This window comes from Flavobacterium profundi, from assembly GCF_006491645.1.
Classification (GTDB): Bacteria; Bacteroidota; Bacteroidia; order Flavobacteriales; family Flavobacteriaceae; genus Flavobacterium; species Flavobacterium profundi.
The window spans coordinates 1-23,088 of record NZ_VDCZ01000006.1 but is presented as its reverse complement, the minus strand read 5'-3'; the positions used below and the strand labels follow the sequence as shown (position 1 = coordinate 23,088).

Here is a 23,088-nt window from a genome sequence, read left to right as displayed (position 1 = left end):
AACTATAAAAAATAAATACAAAAATGAAAAAAATAATCGCTTTATTAAGCTTTGCTTTGTTCATCACCTCATGTTCAAATGCACAAGATACCGAATTCAAACAAGATGCCTTAGATAATGTTATGGTTTCAACCAAAAACGAAAATATAACATTTAAAGAGATTTTAGACCAATATAAAGGACAAACGGTTTTAATTGATGTTTGGGCTTCTTGGTGTCCAGACTGCATTAAAGGAATGCCAAAAGTAAAAACTTTACAAAAAGATTTCCCTAATGTGACTTACTTATTCATTTCAATGGACAAAAACTACGAAGCTTGGTTAAAAGGTATTGAAAAATATGAAGTAAAAGGAGAACATTTCCTTACAACAGATGGAATGAAAGGTATTTTTGGGTCTTCTATTAAATTAGATTGGATTCCAAGATACATGATTGTAGATAAGGAAGGCAAAATTGCTTTATTCAAAGCTATTGAAGCAGATGATGAAAAACTAATAGCTACTTTAAAAGAACAAGTAAAATAATTTTTTTACTTCATAAATTACATACTAAAACTAAAAACAATGAGAAAAAATATTGTAGCTGGGAATTGGAAAATGCATAAAACGCATACTGAAACCCTAGCTTTATTAGACGAAATACTAGCCAAAAAACAAGATACACCCGCTGAAATTATTGTAGCGCCAACATTTGTTAACTTAAAAGCCGCCCAAGACAAAGTTGCTGGAAAAGGAATTACAGTGGCTGCTCAAAATATGCATCAAGCTGAAGGTGGAGCTTACACAGGTGAAATCGCTGCCCATATGCTAACAGATATCAATGTTAAAACAGTTATTTTAGGTCATAGTGAAAGACGTGCCTATTTTCATGAATCAGATGCGCTTTTAGCAAACAAAGTAGACACGGCTTTAAAGCATGAAATGCGTGTAATATTTTGTTTTGGTGAAGAATTGAAAGACCGACAAGCAGACAACCATTTCAATATTGTAGAATATCAATTAAGAGATGGCTTATTTCATCTTGAAAAGAAAGATTGGGTAAATATCGTTCTAGCTTATGAACCTGTTTGGGCAATTGGTACAGGAGAAACTGCTTCTCCAGAACAAGCACAAGAAATGCATGCTTTTATTAGAAACTTAGTTGCAAAAGTATATGGTAATGAAATTGCTGACAATCTAACTATTTTATATGGTGGTAGTGTTAAACCTGATAATGCAAAAGAAATTTTTTCAAAACCTGATGTAGATGGAGGATTAATTGGTGGAGCATCTTTAAAAGCTGAAGATTTCTTAGCAATTGTGAATGGTTTTTAATCAATTATATTTAAATAAAACTAACCCTTATTATAAAAACATAATAAGGGTTTCTTTTTTATAGAATATTTTAAACAAAAAAAGTAACAAAATGTAATGTAAAAAGTCTTATAAGAAATCCTTAATATTATGAGATTTCCAACAATCCTAATTATTGTTTTTTTAACGTTCAGTACGTCAAATTCCTACTGTCAAAATGATTCTTTTATTGGTTACGCGGTATCCAAAGTAAATCAAGATAGTATTATAAGTTGTACTACTTTTGGTTATGCCAATGAAGAAAATAAAATAGTTTATGCAAAAAATACAATTCAACCCATTGGATCTGTTAGTAAAACTTTTATTGGTCTTGCCCTTACTATTGCTCAAGAAAAAGGAATTATTGATTTAGATACTAACATTAATGAATATCTCGATTTTGAAATTAGTAATCCTAATGTAAAAGGCAAAAATACGATTACCTTAAGACATTTAGCTACACATACTTCAGGAATTATAGATGATGAAACGATCTATGAAGCTTCCTATACTTTTGAGGTTGTTCCAAAAAATAATTTACACGATTTTTTTTATAAAAATTTAGTAGTAACATCCAAATCCAAAAAGAAACTCTTTAGCAAATACAAAGCTGGAGAAAATTATTCTTATAGTAATGTTGGAGCAGCTTTAGCGGCTTACGTTCTTGAAAAAGCAAGCGGAAAACCCTTTAATGAATTTACAAAAGAGTACATTTTCACTCCTTTACAAATGAAGAATACGGGTTGGTTTTTTGACGAAATAGATACCTCAAAATTAGCCCTATTATATGACGAGAATAAAGCACCTTTAGCAAAGTACTCTTGTGACACCTATCCTGATGGAAGCCTAAAAACGACCATTACAGATTTATCGCTTTATTTAATCGAACTTATTAAAGGCTATAATGGAAATTCTACTTTAATGAGTAAAAATGGCTGGTCGACTTTCTTTTCTAAGCAATTTTCTGAGAGTCATTGGCAACCCAAAAATAGTAATCCCAAAGAACCCAATTCCGGGATTTTTATTTTCTATTTTCCTTCTGGAGAAATTGGACATACCGGTTCCGATTTAGGGGCTTCAAGTGTACTTAAATTTAATCCTAAGACGAATACAGGGCAAATTTTTATGGCCAATGAAGATCTAACAAAAAATAATGTGGCTACTTTCAAAACCATTTGGAAAAAAGAATAAAATAAATGAGATTGACTTTTTGTTTACCTAAAAAGATTATGTTATTTTTAGGGTAAACATATACACATGAAAAAAATAATTCTATTAGTTACGCTCTTGTATTTAGGAATCGCTTGTCAATCCAAAAAAGAAAAAGAAACTCCAACCGTAGTAAAAGACACCCTTACTTCAACTTTTTCACAATCAGAAGAAATGGGTATTTCAGAAACATTCTGGAAAGGATATATTAATAAATCAATTCCTATTTACTTACATTACCAAATAGAAAATGACATTATTGTAGGTGAAATAATTTATTTAAATACACAAGAAAAACAACCTATAAAAATTATTGGCAGTTTTGAAGAGGATCAGCTTCGTTTACTAGAATTTGAATCTTCTGGCAACATCTCAGGAATTATTACAGGTACCGTTACAAATGAAAATCATTTCGTTGGTGATTGGTTTTCACCCAAAACAAGAAAGAATTTTACTTTAGATTTAACAGAAAAAGATACTACCGTAATTGCACCAAGTATTGTTGCCAATGAAAATAAACTATTTGGCAAATACCATTATGGATTTAGCGATGCTGGTCCTCAAGGGTATTTTACAATTGAAAAATTAAATGATAATCAAGCTGTTTTTGAAATTGAAAGTGTAACCAGTGATCCAGCACGAAATATAGCTACTGTAGATAAAGATACAATTACCCTTGATGGAACAAATTTTACTTACATGATTCCAGATTCAGATAATTGTTCATTTAGAGTACAGTTTTATAAGGATTTTGCAACAATTATGTATACAAATGGTTATTGTTCAGGGCAATTTGGTCACAATGCAACAATTGAGGGAACTTTTTTAAAAATAGAATAATTTCTGACAAATAAACATTCATTAATATTAAAGCTACAAATATACTACTATGAATTTCAAAAGCAGAAGCCATACAATTCTTTATTTAATTGGGATGCTTTTAATTGCTTTTATCTTTTGGAATACTTTACTTATCTACCCTATCAAACTTTTTGTGGTGATGCTTCATGAAATGAGTCATGGATTAATGGCACTTCTTCTTGGTGGAAAAATTCTTCAAATCCAAATTGATTCTCAGATAGGAGGTTATTGCGAATATCAAATAAAAGCTGGCTTCTGGGGGCAATTCATGACAGCTAGTGCCGGTTATTTAGGCAGTTTAATTGGTGGTATTTTAATTTTATTAGCCGCAATTAAATCTATAAAAGACAAATACATTACTTTAATAATAGGTATCATTTTGCTACTACTTTCTTATTTTGTATTGCAATCGGGTGAATTATTTGGTACCGCAATTACTTTAGGTTTTGGGTTTTTCATGATGCTAGCTTTTAAATATGGACAACCTCTTTTTCATGATTTATTTTTAAAATTTATAGGCATTACATCTTGTGTATATGTTATAATTGATATTAAAGAAGATGTACTTTTCCCTTTAACGAACCAAGTTAGTGACGCCCAACAAATTGCAAATCTAACAGGCATTCCAAGCAGGATAGTAGGTATATTTTGGATGCTAATTGCATTATTACTTCTGTTTTATACTTTTCAATACATATATAGGCATCAAAAAAAATAATTTCTACATTTTTTTAATCAATCATAATTCTTAATTTGATTAAAATATCTTTATTTTTTAACATTTGTTCACCAAAATAACAAAACGAATTAATAAAAATATAATTATTTTCTAATTATTATAAAAGATTAAAAAAAAGCCTCAACGCTTATATTTATTGGTTTCATAACATTTTCACTACTTCTTTTTAACACAATAATAGTATTATTTTTGTATAAAAATACATTTTATCGGATTTTTTATTGCTTTTGTCGATTTTTTTATTACTTTAGCAAAATAAACTAAAACTCTGATTATGAATATACTACTACAAGGCTTCCACTTCGCCAAAGAAGTTAAGTGCAAAGTGTTTGGCCATAAATTATTGACTACCAAGAATGTAACCGAATACATCAAAGAATACCAATGCAAATGTTGCGGTTTAGAGTTAACAAACAACTATAAAGGCGTAAAAAGTATTCTAACTCCAGAATTAAAAGATGTAAATGTTACTGTAATGGATTTTTGCCACAGAAGACATCAACGTCAAACCGCTTAAACAAAACCCAATTTACCCAATTCGGTAATTATCCAATCCCTTTTTCTGCGCTTTAGAAAATAATAAAGTCGCAAATACAAAGTTGCGCTCTTGAAAGCAATTCTTAAAAATTACTGTTATTAACCCAAAAAGTAATTTTAAACACTTTTAAATTTTATTTAATGCAATAAATAGCGTTCTAAAAACGAATGCTAAAATGGCTATTGTCTTATGTAAATTAAATTACCCTAACCAGCCTTCTCGATCTAAACTTCGATATTGAATGGCTTCCGCTATATGGTGGGATTGTATACTTTCAGAAGCATCTAAATCAGCAATAGTTCGAGCCACCTTTAAAATGCGATCATAAGCTCTTGCTGATAAATTCAATCGTTCCATAGCTGTTTTTAAAAGTTGCAACGACACCTCATCTAAAACACAATACATCCGAATTAATTTACTACTCAATTGCGCATTATAATGTATATGTGTATACTCTTGAAAACGTTCTGTTTGAATCGTTCTCGCTCGTGTAACTCTCGTTCTAATTTCTGAACTGCTTTCTGCTTTTCTTGTATCGGATAGTTTTTCAAATGGAACGGGAGTTACTTCAATATGAATATCAATTCGATCCAATAAAGGTCCAGAAATCTTACTCAAATAACGTTGCATTTCTACTGGATTTGTTGCTACTGGAGCATCCGGATCATTAAAATAACCACCCGGACTCGGATTCATACTGGCAACTAACATAAAAGAAGACGGATACGTAATGGTAAATTTAGCTCTCGAAATAGTGACTTCTCTATCTTCTAAAGGTTGTCGCATTACTTCTAAAACCTCTCGTTTAAATTCGGGTAATTCATCTAAGAACAATACGCCATTATGTGCCAAAGAAATTTCACCAGGTTGCGGATAACTTCCTCCACCTACTAAAGAAACCGAACTGGCACTATGATGAGGCGAACGAAAAGGTCTTTGGGTTAACAAACCTGTTTCTTTTACTTTTCCAGCTACGGAATGAATTTTTGTCGTTTCCAAAGCTTCTTGCATACTCATAGGTGGCAAAATACTAGGCAATCGTTTCGCAAGCATCGTTTTTCCTGAACCAGGCGGACCAATTAAAATAATATTATGACCACCAGCCGCCGCAATTTCCATACATCTTTTGATACTTTCTTGCCCTTTAACATCTGAAAAATCAAATTCGGGGAAAGCTAAAGTTTTATGAAATTCTTCCTGACAATCAATTACAGTAGGTAACAAACCTTCTTTTCCATCGAAAAAATCAATCACTTGTACTACATTTTCCACACCATACACTGCTATTCCATCTACAACCGCCGCTTCTTTTACATTTTGTATGGGCAAAATAACACCTTTAAACCCTTCTTCTTTGGCCTTAATCGCAATAGACAAAGCCCCTTTTATGGGCTGTAAACCACCATCAAGCGAGAGTTCTCCCATAATGATATAATCGGTAATTAAATCTGTTTTTATTTGTCCAGAAGCAGCTAAAATACCTACAGTTAAGGTTAAATCATAGGCAGAGCCTTCCTTACGCAAATCGGCAGGTGCCATATTAATGGTAATCTTTTTTCCAGGTAAGGAGTAATTGTTGTTTTTTAGAGCTGCAGCTATGCGGTAACTACTTTCTTTTATCGCAGAATCGGGTAATCCTACCAAGTGGTAGCCTATTCCTTTATCAATATTTACCTCAACGGTAATCGTGGTAGCTTCGACACCGAAAACGGCACTACCGAATACTTTTACTAACATGGCGTATACTTTTAATTTTGGCTTATAATAGATACAAATATATTAAAAAAAGAATTCTACTATAGAAAAACATTGTAACTCTTACATTTTCGAAATATATTTGAAAATAATCATAAAAATTCTTCTAAAAATGAAATTCTATTACATAATACTACTTTTTGTTTCTATATCTAGTTATTCTCAATCTTATGAGGAATTGAAAAAAAATAATGAGCAACTAAAAAGAGAAAATAAACAACTAAATAAAGATATTCAGGAAAGAATAAAAGAATTGGATACATTAAGCAAAGAAAATGAACTTATAAAAGCGGACATTGATAATACAAAAAAAGATGTAGAAGCTTTATTCATAGATTTAGAAAATACCTTTAAAACAATAGCAACAGAAAAAAAGATTCATCTTTTATCTGATTTATACAAAAATTACTTTTTAGATTTAAACATAAGTGAAGAAAATTTTGAAATTATACATTCTACTCTTGATTTGGATTTAAAAAATGTAAATTCAGAAAAACCAAAAAAAATAGAAGATTTTGAATTAAAGAGTAAAGTTTTTTTAGTTGCAAATCAACCAATAAACAAAGTAAATGATAAATTATTTTTAGTAAATAGTAAAAATCTAATTTTAAACTATAAATTTCTTTTACTAAAAGAAGAAAATGATACTCTAAACAATATCGTAACAAAAATAACTAGGGGTTCTGGAATTAATTTACAATTAGAACTATCTTCAAAAGAAAAAAATATTTCTTTTTCTTCACTATTAGAATTAGCTAAAAATAATACAATAAACAAAAGTTATAAAATTAGCCTAATAGGTATAAAAGATGACCTAATTAAAAAAGTAATAACTGAAGGTGAATTTACAATTGAAAATTATCCAAAAATTATAGCCGAAATAGATACAATAATTCAAAAGCTTACTGAAACTACTATATTATATCCAGAACCAATTAAAAAAAACGTTCACTCTATCAATCAGTAAATCAAGCATTTTCATTCCCTTTTGTTACTTTAACGTACAAAGTCTCCTAACTTTAAACAATATAACAAACTACCAAAGTCTATACTCCTCTTCAACAAAGTGTAACAACACACTATACACCTGTAACCTACTCCAATCGCACTATTTTACTACCAACTACACCTGCTACCAACACCAAACGCATTGTGTTAGTACCAACTACAGCTGCTACCTACACGAAACGCAGTGTTTTAATACCAACTGCACCTGCTACCTACACTAAACGCAGTGTTTTAGTAGCGACTACACCTGCTTTTTTTTAGGGTTTTATACAAACAGTCACAGCGGCTACTTTCTTCTATCCTACTCTAATTTTTTGAGGCAATTTTAAATAGCCTTTTGGCATTGTTATTGTTAATATTCCAAATTATAACTTAGTAGTATGTTAACTTAAAATTAAATGCAGTAATTATGGAAACAAATGCAAACAATTTCAAAAATGAAAAACCTAGTAAAACTAGAAACGTTCCAGTAGCCGATATTAACTTCGGTAATGTTATTACAACAGTAAGTGAAAAATGGGCAGCTTCTAGTTGGCTAGCATTAAAATGGTTAACGGTTGCACAATTTCAGGCGGATGCAACGAGTTACAACAACACATTATCCATTAGATTATCAAAAGGGGCTACGCGACCACAAATTACACAAACTTTAGATACCTTAGAAAAAACAATGGATACGCATTTGTCCTATGTAAAGGGTTATATTACTGAAAAATATAAAAAAGAAAACAGTGCCAGCTATTATGCAACTTTTGGTATTGAACACAAAGGCAATCGCTACCTGTTACCAACAGATAAAAACAAAAGAGTGGAAGCTTTGAAATTAATGATTAGCGCACTAACAGAGCACGGATTTGAAGACAAAGAATTTGGATTGGCTTTCTGGACTTCCTTACAACAACAATATAGTGTTTTAGTAAAAGAAGCCACCACAACAGATGGTCAGGTTTCGGTTAAAGTAGGCGATAAAAACATCTTAAAGAAAAATCTAAATAAAGGTTTAAATGCTATTATTCATACTATAAAAGCCAATTATCCTGATACATACAAACAAGAATTAAGAGATTGGGGTTTTCAAAAAGAGAAATATTAAGCTTTACCGTGTTTTTTTAGTAAACAAAAGTGTTTGCAAATTCAATTCCTATTATGAAATATAATAGGAATTTTTATTATGTATTGTCAGGTTGTCTTTTCTTTAGTATCAATACCTAAGCAAAGTGGTCCATTTTTAAAATAGTTTTCATATAAATGTACTTTTGCAATCAACTTATCTCAGGGAGTTGCACGTTTTCAACTAACCACTAACAACTAACTACTTAACCCCAAATTAGGCATTCCCATTCCTTTTTTGTACCTTTGCACTTTGTGATTTTGTTTATTTCGTATAAACATCTATTAAGATTCTATATGTAGAATCTTTCTTTTTAATCGTTCGATTTGTAGTTAAGACTACATCAAGCCTTAGGAAAATCCTATACAGGCAATAAAATTTGAAATTGAGAATATAATGCACACGATAGATTATTTAATCTTTGTGGTTTACATGCTAGTAATGCTAGGTGTAGGCTTTTATTTTTACAAAAAAAACACCTCTTCAGAAGATTTTTACGTTAGCGGACGCAACATGAGTAGTTGGCACATTGGTTTATCAGTAGTGGCAACCGATGTAGGTGGTGGGTTTTCTATTGGTTTGGGAGGCTTAGGTTTTACCATGGGAATTTCAGGTTCATGGATGCTATTCACTGGATTAATTGGGGCTTGGCTAAGTGCCGTTCTCTTAATTCCTAAAGTTAGTAAACTGGGCCATATGCATAAGTTTTTCACTTTCCCCCAAATTTTCAATCATTTTTACAGTCCAAGAGTTGCACTACTAGCTGGAATTATTTCAGCCATTGGTTACATTGGTTTTACCAGTTCTCAAGTTTTGGCTGGAGCCAAATTAGCTTCTGCTACTATTGCAGGTTTGGATTTGCAATGGGCACTTCTTATCATGGGAGCTATTGCAGTAATTTATACGGCTGTAGGTGGTTTAAAAGCGGTAATTTACACCGATACCATTCAATGGATAATTTTAATTTCAGGCTTGGTTTTTATTGGTATACCCATGGCTTATCACGCTGTAGGTGGTTATGAAGTGATCCAATCTACATTGGCTCCTGAATTTTTATCGCTAACTAATGTGAGTTGGCACCAACTCCTAAACTGGGCGGTAACGATTATTCCAATTTGGTTTATTGGGATGACTTTGTACCAACGCATTTATGCTTGTAAAGATGAAAAGGAAGCAAAAAAAGCATGGTTCATTGCTGGATTATTTGAATGGCCAATTATGGCTTTTATGGGAGTTATCTTAGGAATGTTAGCCAAAGTGGCTGCCACACAAGGAATGTTTGAGGGTATTGCCAATGCGACCACCATGGATAGCGAAATGGGATTACCCATTTTATTAAGTACTATTCTTCCTGTAGGTTTAATGGGATTAATGCTATCTTCTTACTTTTCCGCTATCTTATCCACTGCAGATAGTTGTTTGATGGCTGCTTCCGGAAATATCGTAACAGATATTATTGAAAAGTTCACCAAAAAAGAGTTTACAGAGAAAAAAATGCTTCAAGTTTCACAGTTGGTAACCTTATCAGTAGGTGTATTTGCCATTTTATTGGCTTCGCAAATGCAAAACGTATTAGAGTTAATGCTCTACTCCTACGCCTTTATGGTTTCAGGGTTATTTGTTCCTGTACTAGGAGCCTTATTCTGGAAAAAAAGTAATCCTACTGCCGCTTTCTGGAGTATGTTATTAGGGGGTTCAACCACTATCGGGTTAATTTTATCACAAAATAAACTTCCGTTTAATTATACTTTACCTAAAGAATTAGATGCTAATATTTTTGGTATTAGTATTTCGTTAGTCACTTTTCTACTCTTATCCAACTATTATCATAAAAAATTAGTAACAATATAAAAAAGAAACTATGGAATTTAAAATAATTACTCCAGAAACAGGAGAACATAAAACATTTACTCATCAAACTATTGCTCAGTTTTTATTTACACATTTGGAACAATATGGCGATAAAATAGAAGACATTTTAAAATGCATTCGCTATGCTATGAATCCTGAAAAAGGAGGAAATATAATTGTGGGGTTAGACCAAGAAAAAATTGTTGGTGTAGTGATTCTAAATAATACTGGAATGGGCGGATTTATTCCTGAAAATATTTTGGTCTACATCGCTGTCGATAACAGTCAACGTGGTAAAGGTTATGGCAAACAATTGATGCAAAAAGCCATTGAAACGGCTCAAGGTGATATTGCTTTACATGTGGAACCCGATAATCCAGCCAAAATTTTGTATGAAAAATTAGGTTTTACCAATAAATATCTGGAAATGCGTTTAACTAAATCTTAAGTTTTGGAAGAACTTATTCAATTTAGAAAAGAGTTACATCGCTATCCAGAAATTTCGGGAAAAGAAACCAAAACGGCACAACGTATACTTGATTTTTTATCAAAATATAAACCTAATGAAGTAATTACCCATTTAGGTGGTGAAGGCATTCTAGCCGTATATCAAGGTAAAAAAGAAGGTAAAACGGTACTGTTTCGTTGTGAATTAGACGCTTTACCGATTACCGAAATCAATACATTCGAACATCAATCCGTCTATTCTGGAGTTTCCCATAAATGTGGTCACGACGGACACATGGCAATTGTATGTGGTTTAGCAAAAGAATTATATGAAAACCCATTAAATAAAGGGACCGTTTTATTGTTGTTTCAACCCTCTGAAGAAGAAGGAAATGGAGCCAAAAATGTATTGGAGGATTCTAAATTCAAAAATATCCATCCCGATTTTGCTTTTGCTTTACACAATTTACCTGGGTATTCAAAACATCAAATTGTAGTTAAAGAAGGTACATTTACTTGTGCAGTTCATAGTATAATCATACAACTGAATGGAAAGACAGCACATGCGGGAGAACCTGAAAAAGGGATAAATCCGGCTTTAGCAATTGCTCAAATTATCAATCACTTTAATGCAAAAATAAATACAGATGTATTTTCCAATGCGTATTGCCTGATTACCCCAATTCATATTACTATGGGTGAAAAAGCTTATGGAGTTTCAGCAGGTTATGGAGAAGTGCATTTTACGGTGAGAAGTAACAGCAATTTGAACATGAAAAAGATAGCCGAAGATTTAGAAGATGAAACACATGCAATTGCTACTTCTTTTGGTTTAAAAAGCCAAATACACTGGACACAAAGCTTTCAAGCCAATGAAAATGATCCAAAAGCGGTTCAGTATATAAAGAAAGCTGCAACTACATTGGGAAATAACCTAATCGAAAAAGAAGTTCCTTTTACTTTTGGAGAAGATTTTGGTTGGTTTACCCAAAAATTTAAAGGAGCCATGCTCGGATTAGGTGCTGGTGAAGCAACACCCGCTTTACACAATCCTGATTATGATTTCCCGGATGATATTATACCAACAGGAATTCAATTGTTTTATCAAATCACTAAAGAAGTACTGGATGCATAAAAATTCGGTTATAGAAATTAGTCAAAAAGCGCATAAAAAGAATATCGATTTTTTACAGAAAATCTTCGGTAAAAAAGTGATTCTTTCTTCTGTAGTTAAAGGCAATGCTTATGGTCATGGTTTAGCAGAATTTGTACAAATGGCGTTTGATAATGGTATTCAACATTTTTCTGTTTTTGATGTGGAAGAAGCAAAAATAGTTTTTGATACTCTTCAAAACAAAGCAACCATTCTTATCATGGGATTTGTTGCTGATGAAGATATGGAATGGGTGATACAAAACCAAATTGAGTTTTTTGTATTTGAACGTTATCGATTGGCTAAAGCCGCGAAAACAGCTAAAAAATTACAACAAAAAGCGATTCTTCATCTTGAAGTTGAAACGGGTATGCATCGTACAGGTTTTGAATTAAAAAATATTTCTCGTGTAGCCCAATTCTTAGTAAAAGAAAAGGAGAATATCTATTTCAAAGGTTTATGTACGCATTATGCAGGTGCAGAAAGCATATCCAATTATTACCGTGTTTCACAACAAATTCAACAATTTAACAAAGCCGAAGCCATCTTAAACTCTTTTGGCATTCGTCCCGAAATAAAACACTCCGCCTGTTCAGCAGCTTCAATGATGTTCCCAGAAACTCGAATGGATTTGGTTCGAATAGGAATTTTACAATATGGTTTATGGCCTAGTCCTGAAGTTTTTGTAACTTACCTCAATACAAAGAAAACAAAAGAAGATCCCTTACATCGGGTAATTCGTTGGAAAACAGAAATAATGAGTGTTAAACGCGTAAAAACAGGTGAATTTGTAGGTTATGGAACCAGTTTTATGGCAACCGATGTTATGAAAATTGCGACTATTCCATTAGGCTATGCACACGGTTATAGCCGTTCCTTAAGCAATCAAGGTCGAGTATTAGTCCATGGAAAATCCTGCCGTGTGATAGGAACTGTTAATATGAATATGCTTACTATAGATGTTTCAGAATTGGAACATGTAAAAAAAGGAGACGAAGTTGTAGTCATCGGATCACAACAAAATGCTACGGTTACAGTAGCTTCTTTTAGCGATTATAGTAACCAATTAAATTATGAATTACTCACACGAATAGCAAAAACAATTCCACGTAAAATAATATAAAAATGGCTTTTTTAAAATTATACAAACAAAAGTTACAGGAAAACTACATATTTTTAGATACTATTTTTAAAGAAAGAAATATTCAATGGGGTGTTGTTACCAAATTACTCTGCGGCAATACTATTTATTTAAAAGAAATTATAGCCCTTGGTGTTACAGAAATGCACGATTCCAGAATTAGTAATTTAAAAAAAATAAAAAAACTCAATCCATCCATTCAGACAGTATATATTAAACCCCCTTCCAAAAGAAATATTGAAAGTATAGTCAAATTTGCCGATGTAAGTTTCAATACGGAAATTTATACCATTCAAATGATTTCCAAAGAAGCTAAAAAACAAAATAAAACCCATGGTATCATTATTATGATTGAAATGGGCGACTTAAGAGAAGGTGTTTTAGGTGAAGAACTCCTAAGTTTTTACGAACAAGTGTTTAGTTTACCTCACATTGAAATTAGAGGTATTGGTACCAATTTAAATTGTTTAAGCGGTGTAATGCCTACTCAAGACAAATTAATCCAATTGAGTTTGTACAAACAATTAATTGAAGCTAAATTCAATGTGACCATTCCTTGGGTTTCTGGAGGTACATCTGTAGCGGTACCCTTGATGTTGAAAAATGCGCGACCTATGGCTGTAAATCATTTTAGAATTGGTGAAGCCTTATTCTTTGGTAAAGATTTATTTACCAATGAAACCATCACAGGTTTACATAATGATGTATTTATGCTTTATGCAGAAATTATTGAAATTACGGAAAAAGCGAATAATCCAGTCGGAGAACTAGGTGAAAATGTGGCTGGAAACACCTATGAAATGGCTGAGAATGTAGATTTAAGTGAAACTTCTTTACGCGCTATTTTAGACTTTGGGTTACTCGACATGCAACCCCAATATTTATCTCCAATAGATGAAACAATAGCTATTATAGACTCCAGTTCAGACATGACTGTTATAGATATTACTAGCAGTACTAAAAATTATAAAGTGGGCGATGTGGTTGCTTTTAAATTACAGTACATGGGTGCTTTATACCTTTTAAATTCAGATTATATTGAAAAAATAGTAGAATAAGAATAAAAAAAGTCCTAAGTTAATCTTAGGACTTTTTTTATTTTATAAATTAAAATTATTGCTTTTTAAAATTAGCAATACCTTCCTCTAACCAAGCTTTGTATTCTTCAATATCTGGTGTATAACCAACAGGTTCATTTAGATCTTTTCCTTCATTATCCAATACAACATAATAGGGTTGAGAATTAATATTGTATCGTTCAATTTGAAATTCTCTCCATTTTTTACCAATCGTAGTTACTTCATTACCAGATATTTTTGAAATATAAACTTCTTCTGCTGGTAATTCGCGTTGATCATCACCATATAAAGAAATTAAAACAATTTCATTCTTAAGTATTTTAAATATTGCAGGGTTTGACCAAACATTTTCTTCCATTTTTCTACAATTAGCACATGCATGTCCTGTAAAATCTAATAAAACTGGTTTATTAACTTTTTTTGCATAGGCAATCCCCTCTTCATAATCATGAAAAGCCATCAAACCTAATGGCCCTTTATGTACATTTTCAGTAGTTTTTTCTTTAGAAAAATCGGCTATTATAACTTCATTTTTAAATCCAACACCATCAGGACTTTCACTGTAGGTCATTGGAGGCGTATAACCACTTAAAATTTTCAAAGGTGCTCCCCATAATCCTGGAATTAGGTAAATCGTAAAAGTACTAACTAACAAAGCCATAAACAATCTACCAACTGAAATATGATTTTGAGGAGTATCATGAGGCAAAGTTAATTTGCCCAATAAATAAAACGCCCATGTACCAAATACAGCTATCCAAATCGCTAAGAAAACTTCTCTTTCTAACAAATGCATTTGTAACACTAAATCTGCATTAGATAAAAATTTAAATGCAAATGCTAATTCCAAAAACCCTAATGATACTTTAATCGTGTTTAACCAGCCTCCTGATTTAGGTAGAGAATTCATCCAACCAGGAAACATTGCAAACAGCATAAAAGGTAAAGCAATAGCGAAAGAAAAACCAAACATTCCTACAATAGGACCTATGCCTCCTTGTCTTGCAGACTCTCCTAAAAGAGAACCAACTATAGGACCAGTACAAGAGAATGAAACTACAGCTAATGCTAATGCCATGAAAAATATTCCCACTATTCCACCTCTATCTGCTTGTCTATCAATTTTGTTTAACAAAGAATTTGGCAAAACGATTTCAAAAGCACCTAGAAATGAGGCTGCAAATATTATCAATATAACAAAAAAGATTAAATTAAACCATACATTAGTCGAAAGTGCATTCAGTGAATCGATTCCAAAAATAGCTGTAATGATTAAACCTAAGCCAACATAAATGATAATAATTGAAATTCCATAAACAATTGCATTTCTGATACCTTGAGCTCTATTCTTACTCTGTTTTGTAAAAAAACTAACTGTCATTGGAATCATAGGAAAAACACATGGAGTCAATAAAGCTGCAAAACCTCCTAAAAAGGATAAAATGAAAATCGTCCATAAATCTTTTTTCTTATTCTCTTTTGTATGTTTATTAGTGGTTTTGATCAACTGAGAATGAGAAGATTGAACAGTATCTTTTTCGTCAGCAGCAATCACTTCAGAAACTATTTCTTTTAAAGAATCAACTTTTTCAGCACTTACCACTACTTCTTTTACTATTGGAGTTTCAGTTGATTTTTTATCTTCAATTTTAACATCAACTTGTTGTGTATTTACTTGTTTTTCATCAATTTTTAAGTTCGGTAACGTAAATGTTAAATTGTCTTCTTCTTGCACACATCTTCCATCAATACACGTTTGCCCTTCTAAAGTAACTTTAATCTCTTTTAAAGCGGGATTGGTTACTTTTATAAGTTGTTTAAATTGAGCGGTATTCGTAAAGAAATACTCGTCCACTTCAAAAACGTCGCTGTATTCTTTTTGATAATTTCCTTGTTTGGTTTTCCCAATGAGTTCATAGTCTTTTCCTGCATTTTTAAAGGTAAAAACTAAAGGTTGTGAACCTCCATCAGGTGTATTTAAAGCATATAAGTGCCAGCCAAAATCGATTTGGGCATCCATAACCAATTCAAACTCGGTATTGGATTTTTGAATCAATTTGGTTTTCCATTTTACGATATCGACAATTTGGGACTGTCCTAAAAATGAAAATAAAAATGCGAAAGCAACAAGTAATTTTTTCATTATTTTAATTCTATTTTTACTATTTCTTTTGTATTTGATTGGGCTAAAAAACGTTGATCTGCTCGTTTACCAATGACCCAAACAATCTCATTATTTGAAGTGAGTAGCCATTGTTTTTCTTTATCTAACAACGAGTATTTTTCATCTTTAAAATATTTACTCAACTTCTTTTTTCCCTTCATTCCAGAAGGATAAAAATAATCACCTTCCTGCTTTTTACGTACTACAAGTGGAAACGATAATTTATTTTGGTCTACAAAGATACTATTGTTCGTTGGTTCTAAAATGTCATCTGTCTTACAAAGGGACACATTTAAGGGAAATTTAAGATTTTCATTTATCTTTTCAATGTAAAACACCTTTTCTTCTTCCCCTTTATTTTTTGGTGAAAGTAGCAAGAAATCTCTATCTTTTAAAAGCAAATGAGTGGAAGAAAAAATATGTTTGCCAGTTTGCGCTTCTAACAAATTATAAATATCGTTCCAAGCAGTAAAACCATATTCTTTTAACCATTGGTACAAATAGGCTTGATACGAATCATATCGCACTAATTTTTTAAAATCAATTTTAATAGTTTCCTTTTCTACTAGTGCAACTTTTTCAAAAATCCTTTCACTAGAATCTGTTACCAAATCAGCAGCTTGTTGTAAATGCGCCAATGTATTTTGAAAACTAGTTAAAAAACTCGGGTTTAATTCCTTTAAAACAGGAACAATATGGTGTCTTATTTTATTTCTAACATACTTATCTGAAGCGTTACTCGCATCTTCTCTCCAACTAATATGGTTTTCTTTCGCATAAACTTCAATTTCAGCTCTTGAAATTTCTAAAAACGGACGCATAATGTTTCCATTTTTAGCAGGAATGCCCACCAGCCCTTCTAAACCCGTACCCCTAGATAAATGAATTAAAAAAGTTTCTACTTGATCGTCTAAATGATGAGCCGTTACAATAAAATCATAATTTTCACGAAGTAATACTTCAGCAAACCAATTGTAACGCAATTTTCTAGCAGCTACTTGGATAGAAACTTTGTGTTCATTAGCATAATCTTCTGTAGTAAATGCTTGCAAAAAAAAAGGAACTTGTAACGCTTGGGCTTGTTCTTTCACAAAAAGAGCATCTGCATCACTATCATGACCTCTTAATTGAAAATTACAATGAGCAACACCAATTTCTAAGGCTAATTTTTTAAAAACAGACAGTAAAACCATACTATCGATACCGCCACTAACTGCCAAAAGCAGTTTCTTCTCTTTTACAAAAGAAAAATGTTCCTCTAAATGTTTTTGCATTTTTTGTAGCATAGCCAAAAATAAGAAATTAATTGCTTTGCAAAACCTCAAACATAGCTTTGGCTTTTAACAAACATTCTTCATATTCGTTTTCTGGAATGGATTGCGCAGTGATGGCGCTACCAACAGAAAATGAGAGGTATTGCTTTTTAGCATCATATAAAATACTTCGAATAACTACATTAAAATCAAAATCTCCTGTGGGTGTAAAATAACCTACTGCCCCACTGTACAAACCTCTTTTAGTAACTTCCAATTCTTCGATGATTTTCATGGCTGAAATTTTAGGTGCACCCGTCATACTTCCCATAGGAAAAGTGGTTTTAATAATCTCTACTGGTGAAACCGTAGCATCTACTTTAGAAGTAATGGTCGAAATCATTTGATGTACTTGTTTGAAAGTATACACTTGGCACAATTCTTCTACAATTACAGAGCCTTTAGTAGCTGTATGGGATAAATCGTTGCGCACTAAATCGACTATCATAATATTCTCAGAACGCTCTTTGGCACTATTTTTTAATTCTTTCTTCAAAAAAATATCTTGTTCTAAATCAAAGCTTCTTTTGGCTGTACCTTTTATAGGTTGAGAAATTACTTTTTGAGCTACTTTTTTCAAATATCGCTCGGGTGAAGCAGAAAGCAAATACTGCTCTCTATTTTTAAAAAAAGTAGCAAAAGGAGGTTCCGAAATAGCATCTAATTTTTCATAAACCGTTACAGGATCAATTGCTGCCTTTTCAGCATAAAATTCCATACAAAAATTAGCTTCATAAATAGATCCTATATGAATGTACTCTAACATTTTTTCTATTCTTTGAAGATAACTCTCCTTAGAAACGCGCTGTTGAATAATGGGCTTATTAAGGTTTGAAAGAGAAATAGGAATTTCAATCGTTGAAATCGTTTCAAAATCTTCTTCCACTTCATCATCACAAAGATTTAAATAGTGTATAACCAACTCATTCCCTTTTAAAAAAAATATTTTTTTGGGTTGAAAAAAAAACAAATCTGGAAAACCTAAACCATCAAAATTGTGAGATTGCAACGCTTCCGTATCATTTTTTAAATCATAGGAAAGATAACCAAAAAGCCAATCTTTACTGTGTGATTGATATTGGTACAAATCTTCAAAAGCATTTTGACAATCGGTAGTTATTGAAGTAAAAGCATCAACCGCTACCATACAATCATAAGAGCTATAGGCTTGCTGAAACTCATTAGAATCTAAAAAGACAACTTCTCTATATTGGTTGGCCCAATGCAAAAGTTGGCTTTTAAATTCTTGAGGTTTTGAAATATGTTTTGTAATAGCTGTTCTCAATTGTAAATCATAACTAGAAGTTCCAAAATTACAATTAAAAAAGAATCTACTTGATAAATTCGACAATTAAGTTACATCCGTTAGCCAATAAAACCGTATTTGAGTCAGACAAATTAGAATAAACACCTATGGCTTGATAGGCATTCAAATTAACTAATTTAACAATAGAAATTGTTTTGGTCTCACCATTTGAAACAGATGTATACGTTCTTGTTCCGGCAACTTCAGATCCATAAATTCCTAAATAAAATTCAGGATTAATAACACTTCCAGAATTTTTTCTGAGAGAAATTGTATATGAAATACGGTACAAACCAGTATTTTGCACTTGAATATTGGAACTATTTAATGTAACACCAAAATTCACACCATTTACTCCCATGGTAACAGCTCCAGAATTTAAAGCAGTATTAGAATTACTATAAATTTCTCCATAATATTTTTTTGCATTCAAATCGGTCCAAGTGGCTTTTCCATTGGCATCAGACACTAAAACTTTACCATTGCCTTGGTTTCCATCTACAATTTTAACGCTTCCTACAATATGTAATCTTTCATCAGGAGTATTGGTACCAATACCTATTTTATTATTAGCATTACTGGAACTTCCTAACACAATAGAATTAGCTTGAGTAGCAGTAGCTTGATATCCAATAGCTGTTGCGTTTTGACCACTTGAATTCGCTTGTGTTCCAAGGGCAGTAGCTTGTTCTCCAGAAGCTACTGAAGCATTTCCGAGTGCCAAGGCATTGTTATTTGAGGATGTTGCTCCTACACCAATTGAAATTGAACGATATCCAGAGGCTGCAGCAGTACGACCTAAAGCTACGGTTTCATTATTACTAGCTGTAGCATTTATTCCTAATGCAAAAGATTGATACCCACTTCCATTCGCAGCATTTCCAATGGCCACAGCTTCATTCGAATTTGTAGCAGTAGCATTTGTACCAATAGCAATCGAGTTGTCATTATGCGAAGCAGCTCCTCTTCCTAGAGCTAAACCTCCATTTGGATGAAACTTTCCAAAAGCATTATTATTTACTTTGAAAGTTAACGAATTATAATTATTAGTTCCCAAATATTCATTACCAGTAGCAAGCGTGTTACCTGTTAAACTCCAAGCATCCGTTGCAACTCCTGCTGAAGCAGTTGATTTGTCTAATCTTTTCCAAATTCCATCCCAATAATAAAAGCCAGGAGTTACATCAGAAACTGTAGCGGTATTGTATATTAGTAAACTTATAGCAGGATTTAAAATTGTAGCTACATCTGTAGTAGATTGTAACGTAATTCTAGGTATAAGTAATCCAGAATTTGCACTTTTTATTTCTAAAGCAGAAGATGGAGACGGAGAAGTAGTACCAATTCCAACTTGTGCATGTACAAAAAATGAAAAACTTGATGCAATGGTTAATAGCATTCTTTTTTTCATAAAAATAAAATAGGTTAATAGCGGCACAAAAGTACAAGATTAAAATTATGATAAAGAATTAATTAACGTTATTTTATAGAATAATTTTTTCAAAGTGATTTGTTAATTTTCAAAATAATAAAATATTAAAAAAAAATAAAGAAAACGATTTTTATAACCCTAATAAATTATGAATATGATAAAATATAATTTAAAAATTATCAAATCTAAAAATCAAACGTTTTCGCAAGAAAAGGTCAAAAAAAAGGTCATTATTTGTTATATTTGCCTCACTAAAAATTAATTAAAATAAAATACATAATTCATGTCAAACCAACCAAGAATCATTTATACGATTACTGACGAGGCTCCTATGCTGGCAACTCATTCATTTTTGCCTATAGTAAAAGCCTTTTCTAAACCGGCAAATATTACTTTGGAAACAAGAGATATTTCTTTAGCTGGAAGAATATTAGCCAATTTTCCTGAGTTTTTAAAAGACAATCAAAAAATAGCAGACGCACTAACTGAATTAGGTCAATTAGCTACCACTCCAGAAGCTAATATCATTAAACTTCCCAATATTTCTGCTTCAGTACCGCAATTAAAAGAAGCCATTGCAGAATTACAATCACAAGGATACGCAATTCCAAGTTATCCTGAAGAACCCCAAAATGAGGAAGAAAAAACAATAAAAGCAAAATATGCCAAAGTATTAGGTTCAGCTGTAAACCCAGTACTTCGTGAAGGAAATTCAGATCGTAGAGCTCCTAAAGCTGTTAAAAATTACGCTAAAGCACATCCACACAGTATGGGTGCTTGGTCAAAAGATTCAAAATCACATGTTTCTCACATGAATTCAGGTGATTTTTATGGTACTGAGAAATCAGTAACTATTCCTGAAGCAGGAAGTTTTACTATTGAATTCACTAACGCTGCAGGTACAACTACCGTATTAAAATCGAGTTCTCCTTTAAAAGCAGGTGAAATTATAGACACTTCTGTAATGAATATGAATCTATTAAAATCATTCATTGCAGAACAAGTTGCTGATGCAAAAGCAAAAGGAGTATTATTTTCTGTGCATTTAAAAGCGACAATGATGAAGGTATCTGATCCTTTATTATTTGGTGCTTTTGTAGAAGTATATTTCAAAGATGTTTTCGCTAAATACGCAAGTCTTTTTGAAACATTAGGAATTGATACACGAAATGGATTAGGAGATGTATATGCAAAAATTCAAGGACATCCTCAACAAGCTGAAGTGGAAGCTGCATTAAAAACAGCAATGGAAAATGGTCCTGCATTAGCTATGGTAAATTCTGATAAAGGAATTACCAATTTACACGTTCCTTCAGATGTAATTATCGATGCGTCTATGCCTGCTATGATTCGTAATTCGGGGCAAATGTGGAATGCGGAAGGAAAATCCCAAGACACAAAAGCGATCATTCCAGATCGTTGCTATGCTGGAATTTACCAAGCTACTATCGATTTTTGTAAAAAGAATGGTTCTTTAGACCCTAAAACAATGGGAAGTGTTCCGAATGTGGGATTAATGGCTCAAAAAGCAGAAGAATATGGTTCACATGACAAGACGTTTCAAATGTCAGAAAACGGAACTGTGACAGTTAAAGATGCTAATGGAACTGTTTTAATGGAGCAAAAAGTAGAAAAAGATGACATTTTCAGAATGTGTCAAGTAAAAGATGCACCGATACAAGATTGGGTTAAATTAGCAGTTAATCGTGCTAGAGCAACAGGTGATCCAGCCGTTTTTTGGTTAGATGACCAAAGAGCGCACGATCGTGAATTAATTAAAAAAGTAAAATCCTATTTAAATAATTACGATACATCTGGATTAGATATTCGCATCATGAATCCTGTTGAAGCTACTCAATTTTCATTAGAAAGAATTGTAAAAGGTTTAGATACAATTTCTGTAACAGGTAATGTTTTAAGAGATTACTTAACCGATTTATTTCCTATTTTAGAAGTTGGTACTTCAGCAAAAATGCTATCTATTGTTCCGTTAATGAACGGTGGTGGTTTATTTGAAACAGGTGCTGGTGGTTCAGCTCCAAAGCATGTGGAACAATTTATTGAAGAAGGTTATTTACGTTGGGATTCTCTTGGAGAGTTCTTAGCATTAGGAGTTTCTTACGAACATTTAGGAAATGTTTTCAATAATCCAAAAGCTTTAGTTTTATCAGAAACATTAGATGAAGCTACTGAAAAATTCTTAGAAACGGATAAATCACCTGCTAGAAAAATTGGAAGTATCGACAATAGAGGTTCTCATTTTTATTTAGCTTTATATTGGGCAAATGCTTTGGTAAACCAAAATAAAGATGCGGAATTGAAAGCTATTTTCACTCCTATTGCAACAGAATTAAATGCGAATGAAGCTAAAATTAATGAAGAATTAATTGCTGCACAAGGCAAACCACAAGCAATTGGTGGTTATTATCATCCAAATTTTGAAGCTACTGATAAAGCAATGCGCCCAAGCGCTACTTTTAATGCGATTTTATCAAAATTGAATTAAGAATCAGTTTATTATAATAAAAAAAAGCGACCTAAATAGACTGCACCCAAAAAGTTAGACAAATTTAAACTTAATTTTGATAATAATGAGCTCGATATTTTATCGGGCTCATTTTGTTTAGATTTGATTTAATTCTTTCGTTGT

19 protein-coding genes are annotated in these 23,088 nt (G+C 32.2%); 14 read left to right on the top strand and 5 right to left on the bottom strand.

What is annotated here, in order from left to right; translation table 11 throughout:
* Positions 1-23 precede the first annotated feature (23 nt).
* From FHG05_RS09175 to FHG05_RS09150, 6 genes are all read left to right on the top strand, one after another.
* Positions 24-524 (top strand): TlpA family protein disulfide reductase, encoded by a 501-nt coding sequence (locus tag FHG05_RS09175; protein WP_140997722.1) that lies wholly within the window; start codon positions 24-26, stop codon positions 522-524.
* A 39-nt stretch (positions 525-563) separates the two neighbouring features.
* On the top strand, positions 564-1,313 hold the full coding sequence (gene tpiA, locus FHG05_RS09170; RefSeq protein ID WP_140997721.1) for a triose-phosphate isomerase: 750 nt from the start codon (positions 564-566) through the stop codon (positions 1,311-1,313).
* 129 nt (positions 1,314-1,442) lie between these two features.
* Entirely contained in the window at positions 1,443-2,522 is a 1,080-nt protein-coding gene (locus FHG05_RS09165; RefSeq protein ID WP_140997720.1) for a serine hydrolase domain-containing protein, read from the top strand.
* Positions 2,523-2,588: 66 nt separating this feature from the next.
* On the top strand, positions 2,589-3,380 hold the full coding sequence (locus FHG05_RS09160) for a hypothetical protein (RefSeq protein ID WP_140997719.1): 792 nt from the start codon (positions 2,589-2,591) through the stop codon (positions 3,378-3,380).
* Positions 3,381-3,429: 49 nt separating this feature from the next.
* The gene (locus FHG05_RS09155) at positions 3,430-4,119 is read left to right on the top strand and encodes a M50 family metallopeptidase (protein WP_140997718.1); all 690 of its coding nucleotides are present in this window, start codon (positions 3,430-3,432) and stop codon (positions 4,117-4,119) included.
* Between the two features lie 295 nt (positions 4,120-4,414).
* Positions 4,415-4,657, top strand: coding sequence for a hypothetical protein (locus FHG05_RS09150; RefSeq protein ID WP_140997717.1), 243 nt, complete (start codon positions 4,415-4,417; stop codon positions 4,655-4,657).
* Positions 4,658-4,879: 222 nt separating this feature from the next.
* Here the strand turns inward: FHG05_RS09150 and FHG05_RS09145 are convergent, their stop codons facing one another.
* Positions 4,880-6,415, bottom strand: coding sequence for a YifB family Mg chelatase-like AAA ATPase (locus tag FHG05_RS09145; RefSeq protein ID WP_140997716.1), 1,536 nt, complete (start codon positions 6,413-6,415; stop codon positions 4,880-4,882).
* 196 nt (positions 6,416-6,611) lie between these two features.
* Between FHG05_RS09145 and FHG05_RS09140 the strand changes: the two genes are divergently transcribed.
* From FHG05_RS09140 to FHG05_RS09110, 7 genes are all read left to right on the top strand, one after another.
* Positions 6,612-7,400, top strand: a complete 789-nt coding sequence (locus FHG05_RS09140) for a hypothetical protein (RefSeq protein ID WP_140997715.1) — start codon at positions 6,612-6,614, stop codon at positions 7,398-7,400.
* A 450-nt stretch (positions 7,401-7,850) separates the two neighbouring features.
* On the top strand, positions 7,851-8,534 hold the full coding sequence (locus tag FHG05_RS09135; RefSeq protein ID WP_140997714.1) for a hypothetical protein: 684 nt from the start codon (positions 7,851-7,853) through the stop codon (positions 8,532-8,534).
* Positions 8,535-8,948: 414 nt separating this feature from the next.
* Complete coding sequence (locus FHG05_RS09130; RefSeq protein ID WP_140997713.1) at positions 8,949-10,403, top strand: sodium:solute symporter family protein; 1,455 nt, start codon at positions 8,949-8,951, stop codon at positions 10,401-10,403.
* A gap of 10 nt (positions 10,404-10,413) precedes the next feature.
* Complete coding sequence (locus tag FHG05_RS09125; protein WP_140997712.1) at positions 10,414-10,851, top strand: GNAT family N-acetyltransferase; 438 nt, start codon at positions 10,414-10,416, stop codon at positions 10,849-10,851.
* A gap of 3 nt (positions 10,852-10,854) precedes the next feature.
* Positions 10,855-11,985 carry an amidohydrolase gene (locus FHG05_RS09120; protein ID WP_140997711.1) on the top strand — a complete coding sequence of 377 codons (1,131 nt, stop codon included), beginning with the start codon at positions 10,855-10,857 and terminating at the stop codon, positions 11,983-11,985.
* Positions 11,978-13,126 carry an alanine racemase gene (gene alr, locus FHG05_RS09115; RefSeq protein ID WP_140997710.1) on the top strand — a complete coding sequence of 383 codons (1,149 nt, stop codon included), beginning with the start codon at positions 11,978-11,980 and terminating at the stop codon, positions 13,124-13,126. The genes FHG05_RS09120 and alr overlap by 8 nt, the downstream gene beginning before the upstream one ends.
* Positions 13,127-13,128: 2 nt before the next feature.
* A complete protein-coding gene (locus tag FHG05_RS09110) occupies positions 13,129-14,202 on the top strand; it encodes an alanine/ornithine racemase family PLP-dependent enzyme (RefSeq protein ID WP_140997709.1) in 1,074 nt (357 codons plus the stop codon).
* A gap of 55 nt (positions 14,203-14,257) precedes the next feature.
* Here FHG05_RS09110 and FHG05_RS09105 read toward each other — a convergent pair whose 3' ends face one another.
* The 4 genes from FHG05_RS09105 to FHG05_RS09090 are packed head-to-tail and all read right to left on the bottom strand — an operon-like array spanning position 14,258 to position 20,417.
* Positions 14,258-16,366: a protein-disulfide reductase DsbD family protein gene (locus FHG05_RS09105; protein WP_140997708.1), complete on the bottom strand. Its 2,109-nt coding sequence runs from the start codon at positions 16,364-16,366 to the stop codon at positions 14,258-14,260.
* The gene (gene tilS, locus FHG05_RS09100) at positions 16,366-17,661 is read right to left on the bottom strand and encodes a tRNA lysidine(34) synthetase TilS (RefSeq protein ID WP_232338071.1); all 1,296 of its coding nucleotides are present in this window, start codon (positions 17,659-17,661) and stop codon (positions 16,366-16,368) included. Before tilS ends, FHG05_RS09105 begins: the two co-directional genes overlap by 1 nt.
* Positions 17,662-17,689: 28 nt before the next feature.
* Positions 17,690-18,985, bottom strand: a complete 1,296-nt coding sequence (locus tag FHG05_RS09095; RefSeq protein WP_140997883.1) for an anthranilate synthase component I family protein — start codon at positions 18,983-18,985, stop codon at positions 17,690-17,692.
* 46 nt (positions 18,986-19,031) lie between these two features.
* Positions 19,032-20,417 (bottom strand): hypothetical protein, encoded by a 1,386-nt coding sequence (locus tag FHG05_RS09090; RefSeq protein WP_140997706.1) that lies wholly within the window; start codon positions 20,415-20,417, stop codon positions 19,032-19,034.
* A gap of 304 nt (positions 20,418-20,721) precedes the next feature.
* Here FHG05_RS09090 and FHG05_RS09085 point away from each other — a divergent pair, with 304 nt between their 5' ends.
* Positions 20,722-22,944, top strand: coding sequence for an NADP-dependent isocitrate dehydrogenase (locus FHG05_RS09085; protein WP_140997705.1), 2,223 nt, complete (start codon positions 20,722-20,724; stop codon positions 22,942-22,944).
* Positions 22,945-23,088 lie beyond the last annotated feature (144 nt).

What these genes read in the sequence shown, in the direction of transcription:
- FHG05_RS09155 (WP_140997718.1), top strand. Translation starts at nt 3,430, where the DNA reads ATGAATTTCAAAAGCAGAAGCCATACAATTCTTTATTTAATTGGGATG.
- FHG05_RS09175 (WP_140997722.1), top strand. Translation starts at nt 24, where the DNA reads ATGAAAAAAATAATCGCTTTATTAAGCTTTGCTTTGTTCATCACCTCA.
- FHG05_RS09160 (WP_140997719.1), top strand. Translation starts at nt 2,589, where the DNA reads ATGAAAAAAATAATTCTATTAGTTACGCTCTTGTATTTAGGAATCGCT.
- tpiA (WP_140997721.1), top strand. Translation starts at nt 564, where the DNA reads ATGAGAAAAAATATTGTAGCTGGGAATTGGAAAATGCATAAAACGCAT.
- FHG05_RS09085 (WP_140997705.1), top strand. Translation starts at nt 20,722, where the DNA reads ATGTCAAACCAACCAAGAATCATTTATACGATTACTGACGAGGCTCCT.
- FHG05_RS09135 (WP_140997714.1), top strand. Translation starts at nt 7,851, where the DNA reads ATGGAAACAAATGCAAACAATTTCAAAAATGAAAAACCTAGTAAAACT.
- FHG05_RS09090 (WP_140997706.1), bottom strand. Translation starts at nt 20,417, where the DNA reads ATGAAAAAAAGAATGCTATTAACCATTGCATCAAGTTTTTCATTTTTT.
- FHG05_RS09150 (WP_140997717.1), top strand. Translation starts at nt 4,415, where the DNA reads ATGAATATACTACTACAAGGCTTCCACTTCGCCAAAGAAGTTAAGTGC.
- FHG05_RS09110 (WP_140997709.1), top strand. Translation starts at nt 13,129, where the DNA reads ATGGCTTTTTTAAAATTATACAAACAAAAGTTACAGGAAAACTACATA.
- FHG05_RS09145 (WP_140997716.1), bottom strand. Translation starts at nt 6,415, where the DNA reads ATGTTAGTAAAAGTATTCGGTAGTGCCGTTTTCGGTGTCGAAGCTACC.
- FHG05_RS09105 (WP_140997708.1), bottom strand. Translation starts at nt 16,366, where the DNA reads ATGAAAAAATTACTTGTTGCTTTCGCATTTTTATTTTCATTTTTAGGA.
- FHG05_RS09130 (WP_140997713.1), top strand. Translation starts at nt 8,949, where the DNA reads ATGCACACGATAGATTATTTAATCTTTGTGGTTTACATGCTAGTAATG.
- FHG05_RS09165 (WP_140997720.1), top strand. Translation starts at nt 1,443, where the DNA reads ATGAGATTTCCAACAATCCTAATTATTGTTTTTTTAACGTTCAGTACG.
- alr (WP_140997710.1), top strand. Translation starts at nt 11,978, where the DNA reads ATGCATAAAAATTCGGTTATAGAAATTAGTCAAAAAGCGCATAAAAAG.
- tilS (WP_232338071.1), bottom strand. Translation starts at nt 17,661, where the DNA reads ATGCAAAAACATTTAGAGGAACATTTTTCTTTTGTAAAAGAGAAGAAA.
- FHG05_RS09125 (WP_140997712.1), top strand. Translation starts at nt 10,414, where the DNA reads ATGGAATTTAAAATAATTACTCCAGAAACAGGAGAACATAAAACATTT.